This is a genomic window from Oceanitalea stevensii (assembly GCF_014837105.1).
Lineage (GTDB): Bacteria > Actinomycetota > Actinomycetes > Actinomycetales > Actinomycetaceae > Oceanitalea > Oceanitalea stevensii.
The window spans coordinates 21,921-39,438 of record NZ_JACSPO010000004.1 but is presented as its reverse complement, the minus strand read 5'-3'; the positions used below and the strand labels follow the sequence as shown (position 1 = coordinate 39,438).

The following is a 17,518-nucleotide window of genomic DNA, read 5'->3' as shown; positions in this document are numbered from 1 at the left end:
CGTCAGGCCGGCTGGCCGGGCTGACGGGCGCGACGGCTCAGGCGCGGATCTCCAGCGTGCAGCACTTGGCCCCGCCGCCGCCCTTGAGCAGCTCGGAGGTGTCGATGCCGATGGGCTCGAAGCCCCGCTCGGCCAGGGCCGCGGCGAGGTTCGTCGCCCGCGGGTTGTGGATGACGTGGCGGCCGTCGCTCACCCCGTTGAGCCCGAGGACGACGGCGTCTGCCTCGGTGGCGATGACGGCGTCGGGGAAGAGCCGCTCCAGCACCCGGCGGCTGCCCTCGCTGAAGGCCTCGGGGTAGTACGCGATCTCCGTGTCCGACAGGACCATGAGCGCGGTGTCGAGGTGGTAGAACCGTGGGTCCACGAGGCGCAGGGTGATGACGGGCTTGCCGATGACCTCCTGCAGCTCGGCGTGCGAGGCGGTGGAGGTGCGGAAGCCCGTGCCGGCGAGGACGTAGTCACCGACGGTGAGGATGTCGCCCTCGCCCTCGTTCGTCTCGGTCGCCAGGTGCACCCGGTAGCCGTGGTCGGCGAACCACTGCGCGTAGGCGGGGCCCTCGGGCATGCGCTGGGGGTAGGTGAACTTCGCGGTGTACATGACGCCGTCGCTCACCAGGCCACCGTTGGCCGCGTAGACCATGTCCGGCAGGCCGTCGATCGGGTCGATGAGCTCGATGCGGTGCCCGAGCCGGACGTAGGTGTCGTGGAGCTCCTGCCACTGGGCGACCGCCAGGTCCGTGTCGGTCGGCACGGTGGGGTGCATCCACGGGTTGATCTCGTAGCTCACGGTGAAGTACGTCGGTCGGCACATGAGGAAGTGCCGAGGCGTGGCGTCGCGGGATGGCCGCACGGCAGCCCCTTTCGTCTCGGGTGTGCTTAGAGCCTAGGCACACCCGGGGTCACCGGCGGCGTGGCACACGTGACCCTCGACACGTCAGCGCCGGCGCCACGGCACGTCGGCCGGGCCCGCCTCCTCCTCGCGCGCGGAACGGGCGGGCACGACCATGACCGGGCAGACGGCGTGGTGGAGCACGGCCTGGCTGGTGGAGCCCATGAGGAGCCCCGCGAAGCCGCCACGGCCGCGGGAGCCGACGACGACGAGGTCGACCGCCGTCGAGAACTCGGCGAGGAGGGCGGCGGCGTTGCCGTCCAGGGCGTGCTGGCTGATGCGGACCTCACGGCCCTCGACGGCGCGGTCGACGGCGACGCTGAGGCCGACCTTGACGTCGGCGAGGACGTCGTCACGGTCGACGGCGGCGGGCAGCCAGGCGAGGGAGCCGGACCCGCCACCGATCGGGACGGCGGCGACGGCGGTGAGGTGGGCGTCCCACAGGGCGGCCTCGTCGACGGCGCGGCGCAGCGCGATGGTCGCCGACTCGGAGCCGTCGACACCCACGACCATCCGGCGCACGGGCGTGAAGCCGGGCTGTCCCTCGGGGGTGCGGGGCACGACGACCGTGGGGCAGTGGGCGTGGGCGGGCAGCGAGGAGGAGACGTTGCCGAGGAGCCGGTCGGCGAAGCCGCCGCCACCGCGGGTGCCGACGACGGCGAGCCCCGCCTGCCGGGAGAGCTCGACGAGCACGCCGGTCGGGTCCCCGAGCTCGAGGGCGCAGGTGACGTCCAGCTCGTCACCGACGCGCTCGACGGCCTCGTCGAGGACGGCCTGGGCACCGGCCTGGATGGCCGAGTCGTCGACGGCCGCGAAGCCGCCGTCGAGGGAGGCGACGGTGAAGGCGGGCACCGCGTAGGCGCACACGACGTGGAGGCGCCAGCCGAGCCGGCGGGCCTCGGCCGCGGCCCAGTCCAGCGCCGCTGTACTCGTCTCGGAACCGTCCACACCGACGATGACGACGTTCTCGCGGGGCATGTCACCCTCCAGGTCGGGAGCCGTTGCCCCCATTGTGCTACCTCGCGCGCGGCGCGGCGGCGCTTCGGCAGGGACGCCGACGGGCCCGCACCGAGTCGGTGCGGGCCCGTCGGGCAAGCGTGCTGGGGCTCAGCCCACCCGGATGAAGGTGGGGGTGCCGCGGCCGACGTCCGAGATCGGACCGGCCTGCAGGGGCTTGGAGGGATTGCGGGCGGCGATGTGCTGGCCGTCGCCCAGGTAGATTCCGATGTGACCGGGCCACCACACGAGGTCACCGGGCTGGGCCTCGGCGGCCGAGACGACGGTGCCGGCGCCGGCCTGCGCGCTGGAGCTGCGCGGGATGCTGATCCCGGCCTGCTGGAAGACGTACCAGGTGAAGCCGGAGCAGTCGAAGCCCGAGGGGCTGGAGCCGCCCCACACGTACGGGGTGCCGACGTAGCGGAAGGCGATGTCGACGATCGCGTTGCCCGAGGCGGCCGGCGCGGGGGCGGCCTGGGTGGCGCTCTCCTCCGCGACGGCGGAGGTGGAGGAGGAGGACGCGGCGGGCGCGCCGCTGCGGGAGGCGGTCTCGGTGGACCGGGCGGCGACGAGGGCCTGCGCCTCGGCGGCGGCAGCAGCCTCGGCGGCGGCCTCCTCCGCGGCGATGTGCTCGGCGATGGGGTCGGAGTCCTCGGCGACCGTGGTCTTCGGCGGCGTCGCGGCCACGGCCACGTCGGCGACCGCGAACTCGACGTCGGCGGGCACGGAGACGGTCGGGTTGACCGTCAGGGCCGTGCGGGCCTGGCTCGAGAGGGCCGAGACGTCGACCTGCGGGAGGGAGGAGCCCTCCGGCGCGGCGACGGCCGTGCTGGCGGCCATCGTCAGGGCCAGGCCCGAGGACGCGGCGACGAGCATGCCGCGGCGGGCTGCCGGGCCGGCGACGGCCTGGCTGAGAGCGGTGAGGGGGGTGGTGGGGCGGCACGCTGCGCGGTGGCGCGCCCCAGGCATAGTTACGGTCACGAACTGCCTCTCCTGTGTTGCCGACGAGGTGAGCTGTCGGGTTCGGATGGGAGTTCACCCGGCCCGTCCTTGCGGACGGGCTTCACCCCTAGGGGCCGACCGGAGCCGACCGCCACTACCTGGTTCCCCCGCCCCTGCCGACGGTCATTCTCTTGGGACCACGGGCGGCGGCAGGGTTGGGCTCCGTCCATGGGCTCATCACTGGAGGGCGTGAGGAGCGAGTCGGACACTACCTGAGCGTCAAGCCAATTGTCACGTTCCGGTTACGACGGCTGTGACCCTCGTGTCGCGACTCACACCTGTGGGGCGACAAGAACCGCGAGATCCCGCGGTTCTCAGGCGTCGACGAAGAGGTGCCGCGTGACGTCCTCAGCGACGTCGAGGACGAGCTCGGAGCCCTCGGCCTGGAGGGAGACGAAGCCGGTGCCGCGCTGGACGCTCAGTCGCGTCCCGGGGCGCACCCCGGCCTCGGAGAAGCGGGCGAGCAGCTCGACGTCCACCTGGAGGGGCTCCCCGATGCGCCGCAGGACGACCTCGGCCTCCGGGGTGCCGACGACCGCGGCCAGCGGCTGCAGCGGCGGGTCGACGGGCGCGAGGCTGTGCTCCCCGAGCTCGGCGAGCCCGGGGATGGGGTTGCCGTAGGGGTCGTGGTGCGGGTGGTCGAGCAGCGCGACGAGGCGGTGCTCGACCTGCTCGCTCATCACGTGCTCCCAGCGGCACGCCTCCTCGTGGACGTACTCCCAGTCCAGCCCGATGACGTCGGTGAGGAGCCGCTCGGCGAGGCGGTGCTTGCGCATGACCTGGGTGGCGCGCTCGAGACCGAGGTCGGACAGGCGGATGCGCCGCGCCTCCTCCAGGTGGAGCAGGCCGTCGCGCTCCATGCGGGCGACCGTCTGGGACACCGTCGGTCCGGAGTGACCGAGGCGCTCGGCGATGCGTGCCCGCATGGGCACCACGCCCTCCTCCTCCAGCTCGTAGACCGTCTTGAGGTACATCTCGGTGGTGTCGATCAGGTCACTCATACGTCACAGCCCATCTGTCGCTCCTCCCCCCGAGGATAGGCCGACCCGCTGACCCCCGTGGCCGTCCTGGGACAGCGGTCCCCCAGATCCCGCACACTTCCCCGCTCCCCCACTCCCCCTTCCTTCCGCCGAGCGCTGAGTTGTTACGGGTAACAACTCAGCGCTCGGCGGAAGGAAGGAGGGGGACGGGAGGGCACCGGGACGGGTGCCTCAGGTCTTCTCCCAGGGCTCGACGGGGCCGGGGACCCGGACGAAGAGGGGGTGGACCTCGACGTCCGTGACGTCCCGGACGAGCGCGTAGCGGTCGGGGCTGCGGGTGGCGAGCTTGGCGAGCAGGTGGGCCCACTCGTAGGCGACCTGCCCCTCGGTCACCGGCAGCGGGGCGACGGCGTCGAGCGCCACGGCCCGGTCGATGCGGGAGCGGTCGAAGCGGTAGCCCCGCTCGTCGGCCTCGACGGCGAGCACGCCGAGGTAGGCGCAGACCGACGCGAGCGGGTCCGCCGTCGCCCGGAAGCGGACGAGCTGGCTGTGGTTCAGGTAGCCCTTGGTGCGCCCCGCGAGCACCGCCTGCGCGAGGAGCGTCTCGCGCCAGCACGCGACGAGCCCCTGCCGGTCGAGGTAGCGCGGGTGGACCGACCAGACCCTCATGCCGTCCCGTCCCTCGCGGGCAGTCCCAGGCGCACCGCCCACCGCGTCCACGGCGGGGCCACCCGCCAGTTGACGGCCAGGGTGCGGAAGGCGCGGCGGAAGCGGCGCCGCAGCTGGCCCAGCCCCACGAGGCTGCGCGCGGAGACGCCGACGACGATCGAGCGGTCCAGCCGCACCCGGCGGCGCGGGCCGAGGGCGAAGGCGAGGTCGAGGTCGTCGTGGAGCTCGGCGTCGTCGTCGTGGACGGCGGCACGCACGGCGAGCCAGCTGGAGCGGCGCACCGCCATGCTCGAGCCCCACAGCGCGTGGTGGCCGAGCGCGAGGTAGCACAGCCCGTAGTAGGCGCCGAGGTAGACGGCGGAGACGAGGCGCCCGGTGCGGGGCAGCTCGTAGAAGCACCCGACGCCGGTGACGGCGTCCCGGCGCGGGTCGGCCATCGCGGCGGTGATGCGCTCGAGCCAGTCGGGGCCGGGCAGGGAGTCGGCGTCGAGGCGGGCGATGAGGTCACCGGACGCGGCGTCGTAACCGGCGGCGGCCGCCATGGGGATCCCTCGCCGCGGCTCGGTGACGACGCGCGCGCCGTGCCGGCGGGCGACGTCCGCCGTCGCGTCACGCGAGCCGTTGTCGACGACGACGACCTCCAGCGGCGGCACCGTCTGGCGTCCCAGGGCGGCGAGGCAGCGCTCGAGGGCGGGTGCGTCGTCCAGGGCGGGGATGACGACGCTCACGCTCAGCGGGCTCACCGCGCCCACCGGGCCACGAGCAGCCCGGCGACGACCGAGCCCAGCCCGCCGGCGGTGAGGTCACCGATCGTGTCGCCGTAGGCGACGTAGACCGACTCGTCGACGTACGTGTATCCGGCCCACTCGGCGATCTCCCACAGCACGCCGAGGGCCACGCCCACGCTCGCCGTCGTGAGCGCGATGCCGGCGCGGCCGGCCCGGGTGGCGGGCCCGGCCAGCAGGCCGCCGCGCAGGAGGACGATGCCCAGGGCGGCGGCGATGAGGCCGTTGACGAGCAGGTGGGCGGGCACGTCCACCCACGGCACCGTCTCGTAGAGCCCGACGGCGCTGGCCCAGCCCGCGGCGATGAGCGCGGCACCCAGCAGCGCCTGGAGGGTGGCGGGCAGGAAGAGCACCCGGGCGAGCGTGACGCCGCCGAGGACGAGGAGGCCGACCGCCGCGGCGACGGGGTCGACGGCGACGGCCGCCGGGATGCCGAGGACGGCGGCCACCGCGACGGCCTGCGCCGCGACCCGCGCGGGGCGCGGTCCGGGCACGGTGAGGAGCACGCCGGCGGGCGTGCTGGGGCGGGGCTGGTGCTCGTCGGCCATCAGCGGGTCCAGGCGATGGCGATGAGGAGCTGGGTGATGAGGAAGCCGGTGCCGAGGTTGAACCAGATGAACCGGCGCCACCCGGCGTTGGCCTCCTCGCAGCGCGCGTCGGGCAGGGAGCGGTAGGGCCAGATCGAGAGGAGGTAGGGCACGACGAGGACGGCGGCCAGCGCGCCCGGCCACCCGGTCCACAGCACGGCCACGCCGGCCGCCGCGTACAGCCCGAGGGACAGGCGGGTGGTGCGGGCGGCCCCGAGCCAGGTCGCCACCGAGGAGATGTCGGCCTCGCGGTCCGCGGTGACGTCCTGGACGGCCCCGAAGGCGTGGGACGCCATCCCCCACAGGAAGAAGGCGACGAGCGCGGCGAGCGCCGCCCCCTCCAGGGCGCCGCCCGCGAGGACGAGCCCGAAGACCGCCGGGCTGACGAAGTGGGTGCTCGAGGTGAGGGAGTCGAGGAAGGGCCGCTCCTTGAACCGCAGCACGGGGGCGGAGTAGGCGATGACGGCGAGCACGCTGACGGTGAGCACCGCCGTCGAGGCCACCGAGCCGAGCAGGACGAGGGCGACGACGAAGGGCAGGTTGCTCAGCACCGACGCCCAGATCGTCGTGCGGTGCCAGCGGCGGTCGAGGACGATCCCCTCGATGCCGCCCTTGCGCGCGTTACGGAGGTCCGACTCGTAGTCGAAGACGTCGTTGACCCCGTACATGAGGAGGTTGTAGGGGATGAGGAAGTACAGCGTGCCGACGACGAGCGCGAGGTCCACGCCGCCGCCCGCCATGAGGTATGCCGCCGCGAAGGGGTAGGCGGTGTTGATCCAGCTGACCGGCCGCGAGGAGCCGAGGAGCTGGCGCAGGGCGCTGGTGGCGGTGGCGGTCATGCCCGCTCCTCCTCGGCCCGGCGGGGTCGCAGCAGCTCCCAGAGCGCGGGCAGGAGCAGCACCGAGGCGAGCGGCCAGGCGAGGTCCTCGACCGGCGCGAGGAGGAGCCGGACCCCGGTGAGCTGGGACTCGTCGTAGCGGAAGAGGTCGGAGGCGATCATCAGGCTGTCGAAGACGACCGTGAGGACGACCAGGGTGGCGAGCGTGATCGCCGTCGCCGCCCACCAGCGCCGGCCCAGCCGCCGCACCCGGGTGGCGACGACGGCGGTGGCGAGGACGGGCACGAGGAAGAGGCCCGCCAGCAGGAGGTAGCTCACTCAGCCCACCTCCGCCGTCGTCGTGCGGCGCGAGCGCAGGAGCAGGAGGACGAGCCCGTGGAGCACCAGGGTGAGGTAGCAGAGGAAGGTGACGAAGACGAGCTCCTCGAGGGGCAGCTCGGGGGCGAGCATGATGCCGGTCATCGCCTCGCTCTCCCCGCGGTGGTAGAAGCCGGAGACGATCGCGGCGACGTCCCACAGGAGGAAGAACGCGACGCCGACGGCGAGGACGAGGGCGCCGCGGCGGGCGTCGGCCCACAGGACGAGCCGGAAGCGGGCGTCGAGCAGGGCCATGCAGCCGAGCGAGACGAGCAGCGCCGCGAGGTAGGCGAGTGCGATCACGAGTCCCACAGTGCCATCTCGGCGTGGACCCGGTCGCGGACGATCTCGGCGCTGATGAGGCACATCGGCAGCCCGATGCCCGGGATGGTGCTCGCCCCGGCGTAGTACAGGCCGCTCACCTTCCGCGAGGCGTTTCCCGGCCGGAAGAAGGCGCTCTGCCGCAGGGTGTGCGCCGGGCCGAGCATGCCCCCGCGCCAGGAGTTGAGGTCCGCGGCGAAGTCGCCGGGCCCGACGGTCCGGCGCACCCGGATGCGCTCGCGCAGGTCCGCGATCCCCGCCCAGGAGGCGAGCTGATCGATGGCGGCGTCGGCGATCTCCTCGACGGCGCGGTCGCCGCCGCCGTCGCGGCCGCCGCGGCCGAGGGACGGGTCGGCGGGGACCGGGACGAGGATGAAGACGTTCTCCGCGTCCTCGGGCGCGACGCCCGGGTCGGTGCGCGAGGGCGTGCACACGTAGGCGGAGGCCGGGCTCGGCACGCGCCCCTCCCTGATGTCGCGGAAGTTGCGGTCCCAGTCCTCGGTGAACAGGAGCGTGTGGTGGGGCAGCTGGGGCAGGCGGCCGTCGATGCCGAGGTAGACGAGCACACCGCCGGGGCCCGGGTCGCGGCGCTGCCACCAGCGGGCGGGCCGCTCGCGCACGGCGGGCGGGAGCAGCTCGGTCTCGACGTGGTGGAGGTCCGTCGCCGCGACGACGACGTCGGCACGCAGGCGGTGCTCGGCGCCGGCGGCGTCGCGGTAGCGGACGCCCGTGACGCGGGACGGCGGGCGGCGCCGGCCGCGGGGGCCGGACTCGGTCGTCACGGCGGTGACCGTGGCCCCGGTGCGGATGGTGACGCCCTGCTGCTCGGCGAGCCCGGCGACGGCCTCGATGAGCCGGGTGAAGCCGCCCTGGGGGTACTGGACCCCGCCGGTGAGGTCGAGGGCGCTCATGAGGTGGTACATGCTCGGCGTGCGGTCGGGCGAGGAGCCGAGGAAGACCGCCGGGTAGCCGAGGATCTGGCGCAGCCGGCGGTCTGTGAAGCTCGCGGCGACGTGCGCCTTGAGCGAGCGACCCAGGAGCGGGAGCAGCCGGTGGGCCTGGCGCGCGACGTCCGGCACTGCCAGGTCCCGCCACGAGGTGAAGCTCGTGTAGAGGAAGTGGCGCAGCGCCATGTCGTAGGTCTCCTGCGCGGTGTCGAGGTACTGCGCCAGGCGGCGCCCGGCCCCGGGCTCGACCCGCTCGAAGGCGGCGAGGTTGGCGTCACGGTCCGGCAGGACGTCCAGCGCCTCGGTGTGCCCCTCGTAGAAGACCCGGTAGGCGGGGTCGAGCGTGACGAGGTCGAGCTGCTCGGCGCTCGAGCTGCCGAGCAGCCCGAAGAACCGGTCGAAGACCTCGGGCATGAGGTACCAGGACGGGCCGGTGTCGAAGCGGAAGCCCTCGGCGCTCCAGCTGCCGGCGCGGCCGCCCACCTCCTCGCGCTGCTCGAGGAGCTCGACGCGGAAGCCGTCGCGGGCGAGCAGGGCCGCCGTCGCGAGCCCCGAGATCCCGCCGCCGACGACGACGGCGGTGGGCGCGCCCGTGCGCGCCGCCCCACCCGGTGCGGTGGTCATCGACGTCCTCCCGTGAGGGTCCCGCGCAGCACGATCCGCGCCTTGACCGGGTCCGGCACCCGCACGCGCTCGGTGCGGATCTGCGCCGCGGGGGTCTCCCGCAGCCGCCGGGACAGCTCGCTGAACAGGCCGTGGGCCACCCGCACGGCGCGGCGGCTGCTCGCGGGCAGCTGGACCAGGGCGCGCTCGGCGGCGGCCAGGTCCGCGTCGATGTCGTCGAGGAGGGCGTCGCGGTGCGCGTCGCTGAAGGCCGCGGGGTCCAACCCCGGGAAGTAGGTGCGTCCCAGTGCGTCGTGGTCCTGGCCGAGGTCGCGCAGGAAGTTCACCTTCTGGAAGGCGGCGCCCAGGCGGCTGGCGCCGGGCGCGAGACGCTCGTAGGTGGCGTCGTCGCCGTCGACGAAGACGCGCAGGCACATGAGCCCGACGACCTCCGCCGAGCCGTGGACGTACTCGGCCAGGCTGGCCTCGTCGTGCGCGTCGACGGACAGGTCCGCGCGCATCGAGGCGAAGAACGGGGTGATGAGCTCGGGGCCGATGCCGTAGCGGCGGGAGGTGCGGGCGAAGGCGTGGACGACGAGGTTGGCGCTGCGGCCGCTGAGCAGTGCCTGCGCGGTGTCCTCCTCGAGGGCGTCGAGCATGGCGCCGCGGTCGGCGGCGGACCACGACTGGTCGGGGTCGTCGACGATCTCGTCGGCCACCCGCACGAGGGCGTAGATGTTGCGCACGTGCTCCCGGTCGCCGGGGGCGAGCAGGCGGCACGCCCACCCGAAGGACGTCGAGTACGTGTCGATGACGACGGCGGCGCTGCGGCTGGCGACGTCGTCGTACCGGGAGGCCGCGGCGGGCCGGCGGGACGGGCGGTTCACGCCGCCCTCGCCCCGCGGGTGACGGCGGTGGCCCACTCGTCCAGGAGCGGGGCCTCGGGCAGGTGCGCGACGGCCTCGCGGGCCTCGCCGGTCAGCTCCTCCGCGAGGCCCTCGACGAAGGCGCGTGCCCCGCACTCCTCGAGGAGGAGACGGACGCGCGCGGCGGCGTCGTCGTCGGCGGTGCCGGAGACCAGGTAGGGGCGGATCTGCGCCCAGGCGGGGGTGGTGCGGGCGTAGGCCATGAGCGGCGTGCACTTGCCCTCGCGCAGGTCCGAGACCGAGCTCTTCCCGGTGGCTGCCTCGTCACCGAACATGCCGTCGAGGTCGTCGCGGATCTGGTAGACGATGCCGAGGAGCCGCGCGAAGCGGGTGAGCGCGGCCTCGTGCTCGGCGTGGGCGCCCGCGAGCACCGCGGCCAGCTGGAGCGGCAGCTCGAAGGAGTACACCGCCGTCTTCTGGTGCTCCATCGTGATGACGGAGGGGACGTCGGCGTCGCCGTCGAGGCTGAGGCGCACGTCGGTGAGCTCGCCGGCAGCGCTGAGGTGCAGCGCCCGGTCCACGAGGTCGAGCATGCGCGCGACGCTGTCCGGGGGCGCCCCGCACAGCGCGATGACGCGGACGGCTCCGGCGAGGGCGAGGTCGCCGGCGAGGATGGCCGCGCTCTGGCCGTAGTGGGTGGCGCGCTCGGCGTCGTGGCCGCGCTCGCGCGCGTCGGCCGCGAACGTGCCGACGACGTTGGGCCTGCCCCGGCGGACCGTGTCGCCGTCGATGACGTCGTCGTGGACGACGAGCGCGGTGTGGAGCAGTTCGAGCGCGGCCCCCACCTGGGCGGCGACGTCCGTCTGCCGCCCGCCCAGCGCGAGGTAGACGCTGTGGAAGAGCATGGGCCGCAGCCGCTTGCCGCCTGCCGAGGCGTCCCGGAGGGCAGCCCACAGCCGGGTGTGCTCCGCGCCCACGAGGTGGCGCGTGCCGTCGGTGAAGAAGCCGGCGAGCGCGGCGTCCACCGGCGCGGTGTCCACCGTCTCGCGCGGTGGGGCGCTCATCCGGAGGCGCTCTCAGGCAGGTGGCCCGCGGCCACGAGACGCTCGACCTGCGCGACCATCCACGGGCTGACGGCCCACGGCGCGACCTCGACGGTCTGCACGGCCTCGCGGGGCTCGACCCACCGGTGCTCGGCGACCTCCTCCGGGTTGGGCTCCGGCTCCTGGGTGGTCGTCGCGACGAAGACGGGACAGATCTCGTTCTCCACGACACCGGACGCGTCGACGGCGCGGTAGCGGAAGTCGGGGACGGCGGGGCGCACGTCGGTGACCTCGAGGCCGAGCTCGTGGCGGGCGTGGCGGGTGATCGCCTCGGCGATGTCCTCCCCCGGCCGCGGGTGCCCGCAGAAGGAGTTGGTCCACACCCCCGGCCACGTCTTCTTGCTCAGCGCCCGGCGGGTGAGCAGCAGCCGGCCGCTCGCGTCGGTGAGGTAGCAGGAGAAGGCGAGGTGGAGGGGCGTCTCCGTGGTGTGCACGGTCGGCCGCGGGGCGGTGCCGATGGCCGTGCCGTCCTCGGCCAGCAGCGTCACCAGGTCCTCGGTCGAGGTGGTCATGTCGTGGTCTCCTGTCTTCCTACTCGTGTCTCAGCTCCCGTGCGCAGCCGCACGACGATCGTGACGACGGCGACGACGGCGGCGGCCGTCACCGCCGCGACAGCGGTGGTGGTCGACTCGGGCGCACCGGAGGTGCGGGCCACGGCGATCCAGCTCAGTCCCCACACGATGGTGGCGGCCGGCGCGAGCCGCCCGCGGCCGACCACGGCGAGGGCCACCCCGACGACGGCGACGGCGGCGAGCACGCCGACCGCCCACCACTCGGGGGCGCCGCCACCGGTGAAGCCGCTGTCGAGCAGCGCGGCGGCGGTGTTGGCGCAGGTCGCCACGCTCACCCAGCCGAGGTAGAGACCCATGGTGCCGTCCGCGACCAGCGCCTCGACCCGGCTGCGCGGCGGGACCGCGAGCAGCCGCTGGAAGGTGAGGGCGAGCACGGCGAGGAGCGCGACGATGACGACGACGCTCAGCCACACCTGGCCGGCCTGCACGGTGAGGATCCAGGCGGCGTTGAGCACGAGGGAGGCGACGACGAGCCAGGCGATCCGGCGGCGGTCGGTGCGGTCCCACCACTGCCACAGCGTGTACAGGCCCAGGCCGCCGTAGATGACGCTCCACACGGAGAACGCCGGGGAGTCGGGGGCCAGGTGGGTGGAGTCGGCGGCGAGCACGCCGCCGGCGGCCTCGGCGATGGGTGTGCCGCCGAAGAGGCCGACCCCGATCAGTGAGCCCACGACGCACACGACGTAGGCGACGGTCACCGCGAGGTGGCGCACGAGCGCCGGACGGTCCTGGCTCATGCGCTGCTCCCCACCGCCGTCGTCTGCTGCGCGGCCGCCGTCGAGTCGTCCTCGTCCTCGGGCACGCGGGCCTTCCAGGGCCACCATACGGTCCGGCCGATGTCGTAGACGAGCCCGGAGACGAGGAGGCTGCGGACGATGAAGGTGTCGATGAGGACACCGACGGCGACGATGAAGGCGAGCTGGACGAGGAAGAGCAGCGGGATGACGACGAGCGCGCCGAAGGTGGCGGCGAGCACGAGGCCGGCGGAGGTGATGACACCACCGGTCATCGTCAGGCCCCGGCGCACGCCGCTGCGGGTGCCGTGCTCGAGCGACTCCTCCCGCACCCTCGTCATGAGGAAGATCGAGTAGTCGATGCTCAGCGCCACGAGGAAGACGAACCCGAAGAGCGGGACGGAGGCGTCCGCGCCCGGGAAGTCGAAGACGTGGTTGAAGAAGATCGCCGACAGTCCCAGCGTGGCCGCGAAGGACAGGACGTTGACCGCGAGGATGACCAGGGGCGCGACGATCGCCCGCAGCAGGATGACGAGCATGACGAAGATGACCGCGAGGACGAGCGGGACGATCGTCCGCAGGTCCTGCTCCGCCGTCTCCTGGGTGTCCAGGCGCTGAGCCGCGGCGCCACCGACGAGCGCGTCGGGGTCGACGTCGCGGACGGTCTGCCGGACCTCACCGGCGACGACCGTGGCCTCCTGGCTCTCCGACGTCGCGGTGGTGGCGGCCTGGATCTCGACGAGGCCGTCGACGACCACGGGGGCGTCGTCCTCGCCGGTGACGACCTGCGCGCTCTCGACCCCCTCGACGCCCTCGACCGCCTCGACGGCGTCCTCGGCGCTGCCCTCGGCGGTGATGATCACGAGCGGCTGCACCTGGCCGGCGCCCTCGAAGTGCTCGACGAGCACGTCCTGGCCCTCGACCGCCTCGGTCGGGTTGAGGAAGACGTCCCCCTCGCCGGTGCCCTCGGCCTGCAGGGTGGGCAGGAAGACGGCGAGCGCGAGGAGGGCGACGGCGGTCGTGCCCCAGATGAGGCGCGGGCGGCGGGCGACCGCGCCGGCGATGCGACCCCACAGGCCCGCGGAGTCCTCCGAGGCCGGGGCGGCGTCGGGGCGGTACTGGGGCCGGCGCGGCCAGAACAGCGCCCGGGAGCGGCTGCCCGCGACGAGGAGCAGCGCCGGCAGGAGGGTGAGCGCGCCGAGGACGGCGGCGGCGATGCCGATCGCACCGACCGGCCCGAGGCTCGCGTTGGAGCCGAGGTCCGACAGGAGCAGGCAGAGCAGCCCGACGATGACGGTGCCGGCGGAGGCCAGGACGGGCGGCACCGAGGCACGCCACGCCTGGGCCATCGCCTGGCGCGGCTCGGCGTTGCGGGTGAGCTCCTCGCGGTAGCGGGCGACGAGGAGCAGGGAGTAGTCGGTGGCCGCGCCGATGACGAGGATCGAGAGGATGCCCTGGCTCTGGCCGTTGAGGAGGAGGGCGCCGCTGCCCGCGAGCGGCTTGATGACGAGGGCGGCGGCGCACAGGGAGAAGACCGCGGTGAGCAGGACGGTGAAGGGCAGGATCGGGGAGCGGTAGACGACGACGAGGATGACGAGCACGACGACGAGCGCGACGAGGAGCAGGACGCCGTCGATGCCTCCGAAGGCGGCACCGAGGTCCGAGACGAAGCCGGCCGGCCCGGTCACCCACGTGTCGAGGTCCGCGCCGGCGAGGGTGTCCGCCGCGAGGGTGCGCACCTCGCTGACGACGACGTTGCCGGTCCGCTCCCCCGTGTCCCCGACGTTCTCCTCGGCCTCGTCACCGTTGATCGAGATGGGGAGCAGCAGGGCCTCGCCGTCCTCGGCGGGGATGACGGGGACGGGCCCCTCGAGGACGTCGCCGAGGACCCGGCCGTCCGCCAGCTCGAGCTCGGGGACCTGCCCGGCGAACTCCTCGGCCGCGGCGAGCTGCTCGGGGGACAGCTCACCGCCGCCGGACGCCGTCGCGACGAGCAGCGCTGGCAGGGGCTGGTCCCCGGCGAACTCCTCGGCGAGCTCGTCGGCGCGCGTGGACTCGGCGCTCGAGGGGAGGAACGCGGCCTGGTCGTTGGTCTGCACCTCCGACAGCGACCCCTGCGCCATGCCGCCCAGCCCGCCGACGGCGAGCCAGGCGAGGAGGACGAGGACGGTGAGGAGCGCGCGCACGACTGCGCCGCGACGACCGTCGGACTTACGGTGGCTGGGGCCGGACTGGCCGCCCTTAACACTAAGCACGCTTAGTAATATGATCGAGTCGCCCGAGGCGCGCAACCGGAAGGACATCGTGACCGACCGAGAGCTGGACCGCTCACCGGGAGCCGGGGCCGCGCGGACCGCGACGGACGGCGTGGCCTTCCCGCCACCCGAGACGTGGCCGACGGGCCGGCTGCTGTCCGCGGCGGCCCGACGCGTCGAGCGCGCCTGGGACACCTACCTCGCCCAGTGGGGGCTCACGCACGCGTCGGTGCCGGTGCTCGTCGTGCTGGCGCGCGGCTCGCTGTCGCAGCGCGAGATCGCCGCGCAGATGCACGTGACCGAGCAGACGATCGGCCGGGTCCTGCGCGGGCTGCAGGCCAGCGGCCACATCACCCGCACCCCTCACGCCGAGGACCGCCGGCGGCACGTCGTCTCCCTCACGGAGGACGGCCGGGACGCGCTCGCGGCGCTCGACCGGGCGCAGTCCGTGGAGGCGCTCATCGGCAGCTCCCTCAGCCCGTCGGAGACCGCCCAGCTGCGGGCCCTGCTCATCCGGATGCTCGCCGACCTCCCCCGGACCGACGACCTGGGCTGAGCCGGGAGCGCCTACCATCGACGAGTGATGGACACCACTCCGCACCGGCCGATCTTCTCCCTCGGCCCCGACGACGAGCCGCTCTACCGCGGCCAGCCCGTGTCGGGGCTCCTCGGCCGCCACATCGAGACGGTGTGGGGCCTGCTCGTCGACGACGTCGAGAACCCCGCCCTGCCGCGCGCCGAGCCCTTCCCGCTGCCCGTGCGGACCGGGGACACCCGGGTCGACGTGCAGAGCGCGATCGCCCAGCTCGCCCCGGTGTGGGGCTTCCGGCCGCTGCTGGACATCACCCCCGCCCGCGCCCGGGACGACCTCGCCCGCGCCTCGGTGCTCGCACTGTCCTTCGTCGCGCAGTCCGCCCGCGGACCCGAGCTGGCGATGGTCCCGCAGCACGAGGTGGAGCAGGGACGTTCGTCCGCGGAGCGCTTTCTCATCCGGTGGCGGGGGGACACCCGCCCGGACCACGCCCGCGCCCTGGACGCGCTGTGGACGATCGTCGCGGAGGACGGCCCCGACTCCCCCTCGACCCTCATCGCCCGGACCGCGGCGAGCACGGGCGCGGACGTCGGCGCCTGCCTCGCCGGGGCGATCTCCGGGGTGAGCGGGCCGCTCGCGGCAGGCGCCGCGGCCCGCGCCCGGCAGGTCGCGGTGCGCGTGCACGACGGTGTGGACCCGGCCACGGCCGTGGACGACGCGCTGCGCGAGCAGGCGATGGTGCCGGGGCTCGTGCCCCGCGAGCGGGACCGGCGCGCGGCCATGCTCCGCGAGGTGTGCCGCCAGCTCGACGTGCGGCTCTTCGCCGCCGGCCGCGCCATCGAGGAGGCCGGCCGCGAGCGGATCGCCGAGGTGACCGGGCGCCCGTCGAGCGCCGACGTCAACTTCTGGGGCGCCCTCCTCCTCGATCACGTCGGCTTCGAGGCGAGGCTCTTCAACGCCCTCATCGTCTGCGGCCGCACCGCCGGCTGGTCCGCCCACATCCTCGAGGCCCAGCGCTCCCTCCACCCCTGACCGCCCACCCGCCCGCTCCCCCGCCCGCCCGCTCCCCCCGACCGCCGACAGCTGACTTGTTACCGACAGCTGATTTGTTCCCGACAGCTGGATCCCGCCCCCTCCCCCGCCCGCGACAGCTGACTTGTTACCGACAGCCAGATCCCGCCCAGCCGTAGCCCGCAGCGCGGCCGCCTCCCTGGACGCGGGACCTTCCCCAGCCGTCCAGGTGGGAGGATCGGGGACCATGACGATCCAGATCCCCGCCGAGCTCCTGCCCGCGGACGGCCGCTTCGGCTGCGGCCCGAGCAAGGTCCGCCCCTCCCACGTCGCGGCGCTCGCCGCCGTCGGCGAGACGCTGCTGGGCACCTCCCACCGGCAGGCGCCGGTGCGCTCGCTCGTCGGCCGGATCCGCGAGGGCGTGGCCGACCTCCTCGGGGCACCGGCGGGCTACGAGGTGGTCCTCGGCAACGGCGGGTCCACCGCCTTCTGGGACGCCGCCAGCCTCGGTCTGGTCCGCGAGCGCGCCGCCCACGCCGCCTTCGGGGAGTTCGGCCAGAAGTTCGCCGCCGTCACCCGCCGCGCGCCCTTCCTCGCCGACCCGCACGTCGAGACCGCCGAGCCCGGCTCGCTCGCGACCCTCGGGCCCGTCGACGGCGTCGACCTCTACGCATGGCCGCAGAACGAGACGTCCACCGGCGTCGTCGCCCCCGTCGAGCGGGTGGCCGACGACGGCGCCCTCGTCTGCGTGGACGCCACCTCCGCCGCGGGTGGGGTGCCGGTCGACCTGAGCCAGACCGACGTCTACTACTTCGCGCCCCAGAAGAGCTTCGGCTCCGACGGCGGGCTCTGGTTCGCCGTCATGTCGCCCGCCGCCCTGGCTCGGGTGGAGGAGATCGCGGCGACCGGCCGGTGGGTCCCGGAGTTCCTCTCCCTGCCCGCCGCGGTGGAGAACTCCCGCAAGGACCAGACGCTCAACACCCCGGCGATCGCCACGCTCGTCCTCATGGCCGAGCAGCTGGACTGGATGCGCGACCAGGGCGGGCTGGAGTGGGCGGCCGGGCGCAGCGCGCAGTCGGCGCAGATCCTCTACGGCTGGGCGGCCGAGCGGGACTGGGCCACGCCCTTCGTCGGCGTGCCCGAGCACCGCTCCCCCGTCGTCGGGACGATCGACCTCGCGGAGCAGATCGACGCGGCGAGGGTCGCCTCGGTGCTGCGGGAGAACGGCGTCGTCGACGTCGAGCCCTACCGCAAGCTCGGCCGCAACCAGCTGCGCGTCGGCATGTTCCCCGCCGTCGACCCGGGGGACGTCCGCGCGCTCACCGCCTGCGTCGACCACGTCGTCGCCGCCCTCTAGCACTCCCCCTTCCGCATATGGGCGATTCTTGCGGCGTCCGCGGGGATCTCGTTGCCGAGATCGCCCATATGCGGGGAGGCGGCATACCTTCGTCAGATGAATTGCGCAACATGA

General features: G+C 74.2%; 19 protein-coding genes and 1 riboswitch. Of the genes, 3 read left to right on the top strand and 16 right to left on the bottom strand.

Translation table 11 applies throughout. The features are described from left to right. Positions 1–37 precede the first annotated feature (37 nt). From ddaH to H9624_RS09045, 16 genes are all read right to left on the bottom strand, one after another. Positions 38–850, bottom strand: coding sequence for a dimethylargininase (gene ddaH / locus H9624_RS09120; RefSeq protein WP_372435128.1), 813 nt, complete (start codon positions 848–850; stop codon positions 38–40). 84 nt (positions 851–934) lie between these two features. Continuing rightward, on the bottom strand, positions 935–1,867 hold the full coding sequence (locus H9624_RS09115; protein WP_251839582.1) for a universal stress protein: 933 nt from the start codon (positions 1,865–1,867) through the stop codon (positions 935–937). Positions 1,868–1,996: 129 nt separating this feature from the next. Further along, positions 1,997–2,866: a C40 family peptidase gene (locus H9624_RS16520; RefSeq protein ID WP_307784949.1), complete on the bottom strand. Its 870-nt coding sequence runs from the start codon at positions 2,864–2,866 to the stop codon at positions 1,997–1,999. A 2-nt stretch (positions 2,867–2,868) separates the two neighbouring features. Continuing rightward, positions 2,869–3,022: riboswitch (cyclic di-AMP (ydaO/yuaA leader) on the bottom strand. Between the two features lie 179 nt (positions 3,023–3,201). Next, positions 3,202–3,888, bottom strand: a complete 687-nt coding sequence (locus H9624_RS09105; protein WP_251839581.1) for an iron-dependent transcriptional repressor DtxR — start codon at positions 3,886–3,888, stop codon at positions 3,202–3,204. A gap of 210 nt (positions 3,889–4,098) precedes the next feature. Further along, the gene (locus H9624_RS09100) at positions 4,099–4,536 is read right to left on the bottom strand and encodes a pyrimidine dimer DNA glycosylase/endonuclease V (RefSeq protein WP_251839580.1); all 438 of its coding nucleotides are present in this window, start codon (positions 4,534–4,536) and stop codon (positions 4,099–4,101) included. Continuing rightward, positions 4,533–5,279 carry a glycosyltransferase family 2 protein gene (locus tag H9624_RS09095; RefSeq protein WP_251839579.1) on the bottom strand — a complete coding sequence of 249 codons (747 nt, stop codon included), beginning with the start codon at positions 5,277–5,279 and terminating at the stop codon, positions 4,533–4,535. Before H9624_RS09095 ends, H9624_RS09100 begins: the two co-directional genes overlap by 4 nt. Further along, a complete protein-coding gene (locus H9624_RS09090; RefSeq protein WP_251839578.1) occupies positions 5,276–5,869 on the bottom strand; it encodes a DUF2238 domain-containing protein in 594 nt (197 codons plus the stop codon). Before H9624_RS09090 ends, H9624_RS09095 begins: the two co-directional genes overlap by 4 nt. After that, positions 5,869–6,747, bottom strand: a complete 879-nt coding sequence (locus H9624_RS09085; RefSeq protein WP_251839577.1) for a prenyltransferase — start codon at positions 6,745–6,747, stop codon at positions 5,869–5,871. The genes H9624_RS09090 and H9624_RS09085 overlap by 1 nt, the downstream gene beginning before the upstream one ends. Continuing rightward, positions 6,744–7,064 (bottom strand): lycopene cyclase domain-containing protein, encoded by a 321-nt coding sequence (locus H9624_RS09080; RefSeq protein ID WP_251839576.1) that lies wholly within the window; start codon positions 7,062–7,064, stop codon positions 6,744–6,746. Before H9624_RS09080 ends, H9624_RS09085 begins: the two co-directional genes overlap by 4 nt. Then, positions 7,065–7,403 carry a lycopene cyclase domain-containing protein gene (locus tag H9624_RS09075; protein WP_307784951.1) on the bottom strand — a complete coding sequence of 113 codons (339 nt, stop codon included), beginning with the start codon at positions 7,401–7,403 and terminating at the stop codon, positions 7,065–7,067. Further along, complete coding sequence (crtI, locus tag H9624_RS09070; protein ID WP_251839575.1) at positions 7,403–8,995, bottom strand: phytoene desaturase family protein; 1,593 nt, start codon at positions 8,993–8,995, stop codon at positions 7,403–7,405. The genes H9624_RS09075 and crtI overlap by 1 nt, the downstream gene beginning before the upstream one ends. Next, complete coding sequence (locus H9624_RS09065; protein ID WP_251839574.1) at positions 8,992–9,861, bottom strand: phytoene/squalene synthase family protein; 870 nt, start codon at positions 9,859–9,861, stop codon at positions 8,992–8,994. Before H9624_RS09065 ends, crtI begins: the two co-directional genes overlap by 4 nt. Next, positions 9,858–10,904: a polyprenyl synthetase family protein gene (locus H9624_RS09060; RefSeq protein ID WP_251839573.1), complete on the bottom strand. Its 1,047-nt coding sequence runs from the start codon at positions 10,902–10,904 to the stop codon at positions 9,858–9,860. Before H9624_RS09060 ends, H9624_RS09065 begins: the two co-directional genes overlap by 4 nt. Continuing rightward, entirely contained in the window at positions 10,901–11,455 is a 555-nt protein-coding gene (idi, locus tag H9624_RS09055) for an isopentenyl-diphosphate Delta-isomerase (protein WP_251839572.1), read from the bottom strand. Before idi ends, H9624_RS09060 begins: the two co-directional genes overlap by 4 nt. After that, on the bottom strand, positions 11,452–12,252 hold the full coding sequence (locus H9624_RS09050) for a TspO/MBR family protein (RefSeq protein ID WP_251839571.1): 801 nt from the start codon (positions 12,250–12,252) through the stop codon (positions 11,452–11,454). Before H9624_RS09050 ends, idi begins: the two co-directional genes overlap by 4 nt. Further along, positions 12,249–14,504 carry an MMPL family transporter gene (locus H9624_RS09045; RefSeq protein WP_251839570.1) on the bottom strand — a complete coding sequence of 752 codons (2,256 nt, stop codon included), beginning with the start codon at positions 14,502–14,504 and terminating at the stop codon, positions 12,249–12,251. The genes H9624_RS09050 and H9624_RS09045 overlap by 4 nt, the downstream gene beginning before the upstream one ends. 10 nt (positions 14,505–14,514) lie before the next feature. On the opposite strand from H9624_RS09045, the gene H9624_RS09040 reads away from it, so the two are divergent. The 3 genes from H9624_RS09040 to serC all read left to right on the top strand — a co-directional run bounded on the left by H9624_RS09040 (position 14,515) and on the right by serC (position 17,404). Next, complete coding sequence (locus H9624_RS09040; protein WP_251839569.1) at positions 14,515–15,060, top strand: MarR family winged helix-turn-helix transcriptional regulator; 546 nt, start codon at positions 14,515–14,517, stop codon at positions 15,058–15,060. Between the two features lie 27 nt (positions 15,061–15,087). Then, entirely contained in the window at positions 15,088–16,068 is a 981-nt protein-coding gene (locus H9624_RS09035; protein WP_251839568.1) for a citrate/2-methylcitrate synthase, read from the top strand. Positions 16,069–16,294: 226 nt separating this feature from the next. Continuing rightward, entirely contained in the window at positions 16,295–17,404 is a 1,110-nt protein-coding gene (gene serC, locus H9624_RS09030; protein ID WP_251839567.1) for a phosphoserine transaminase, read from the top strand. Positions 17,405–17,518 lie beyond the last annotated feature (114 nt).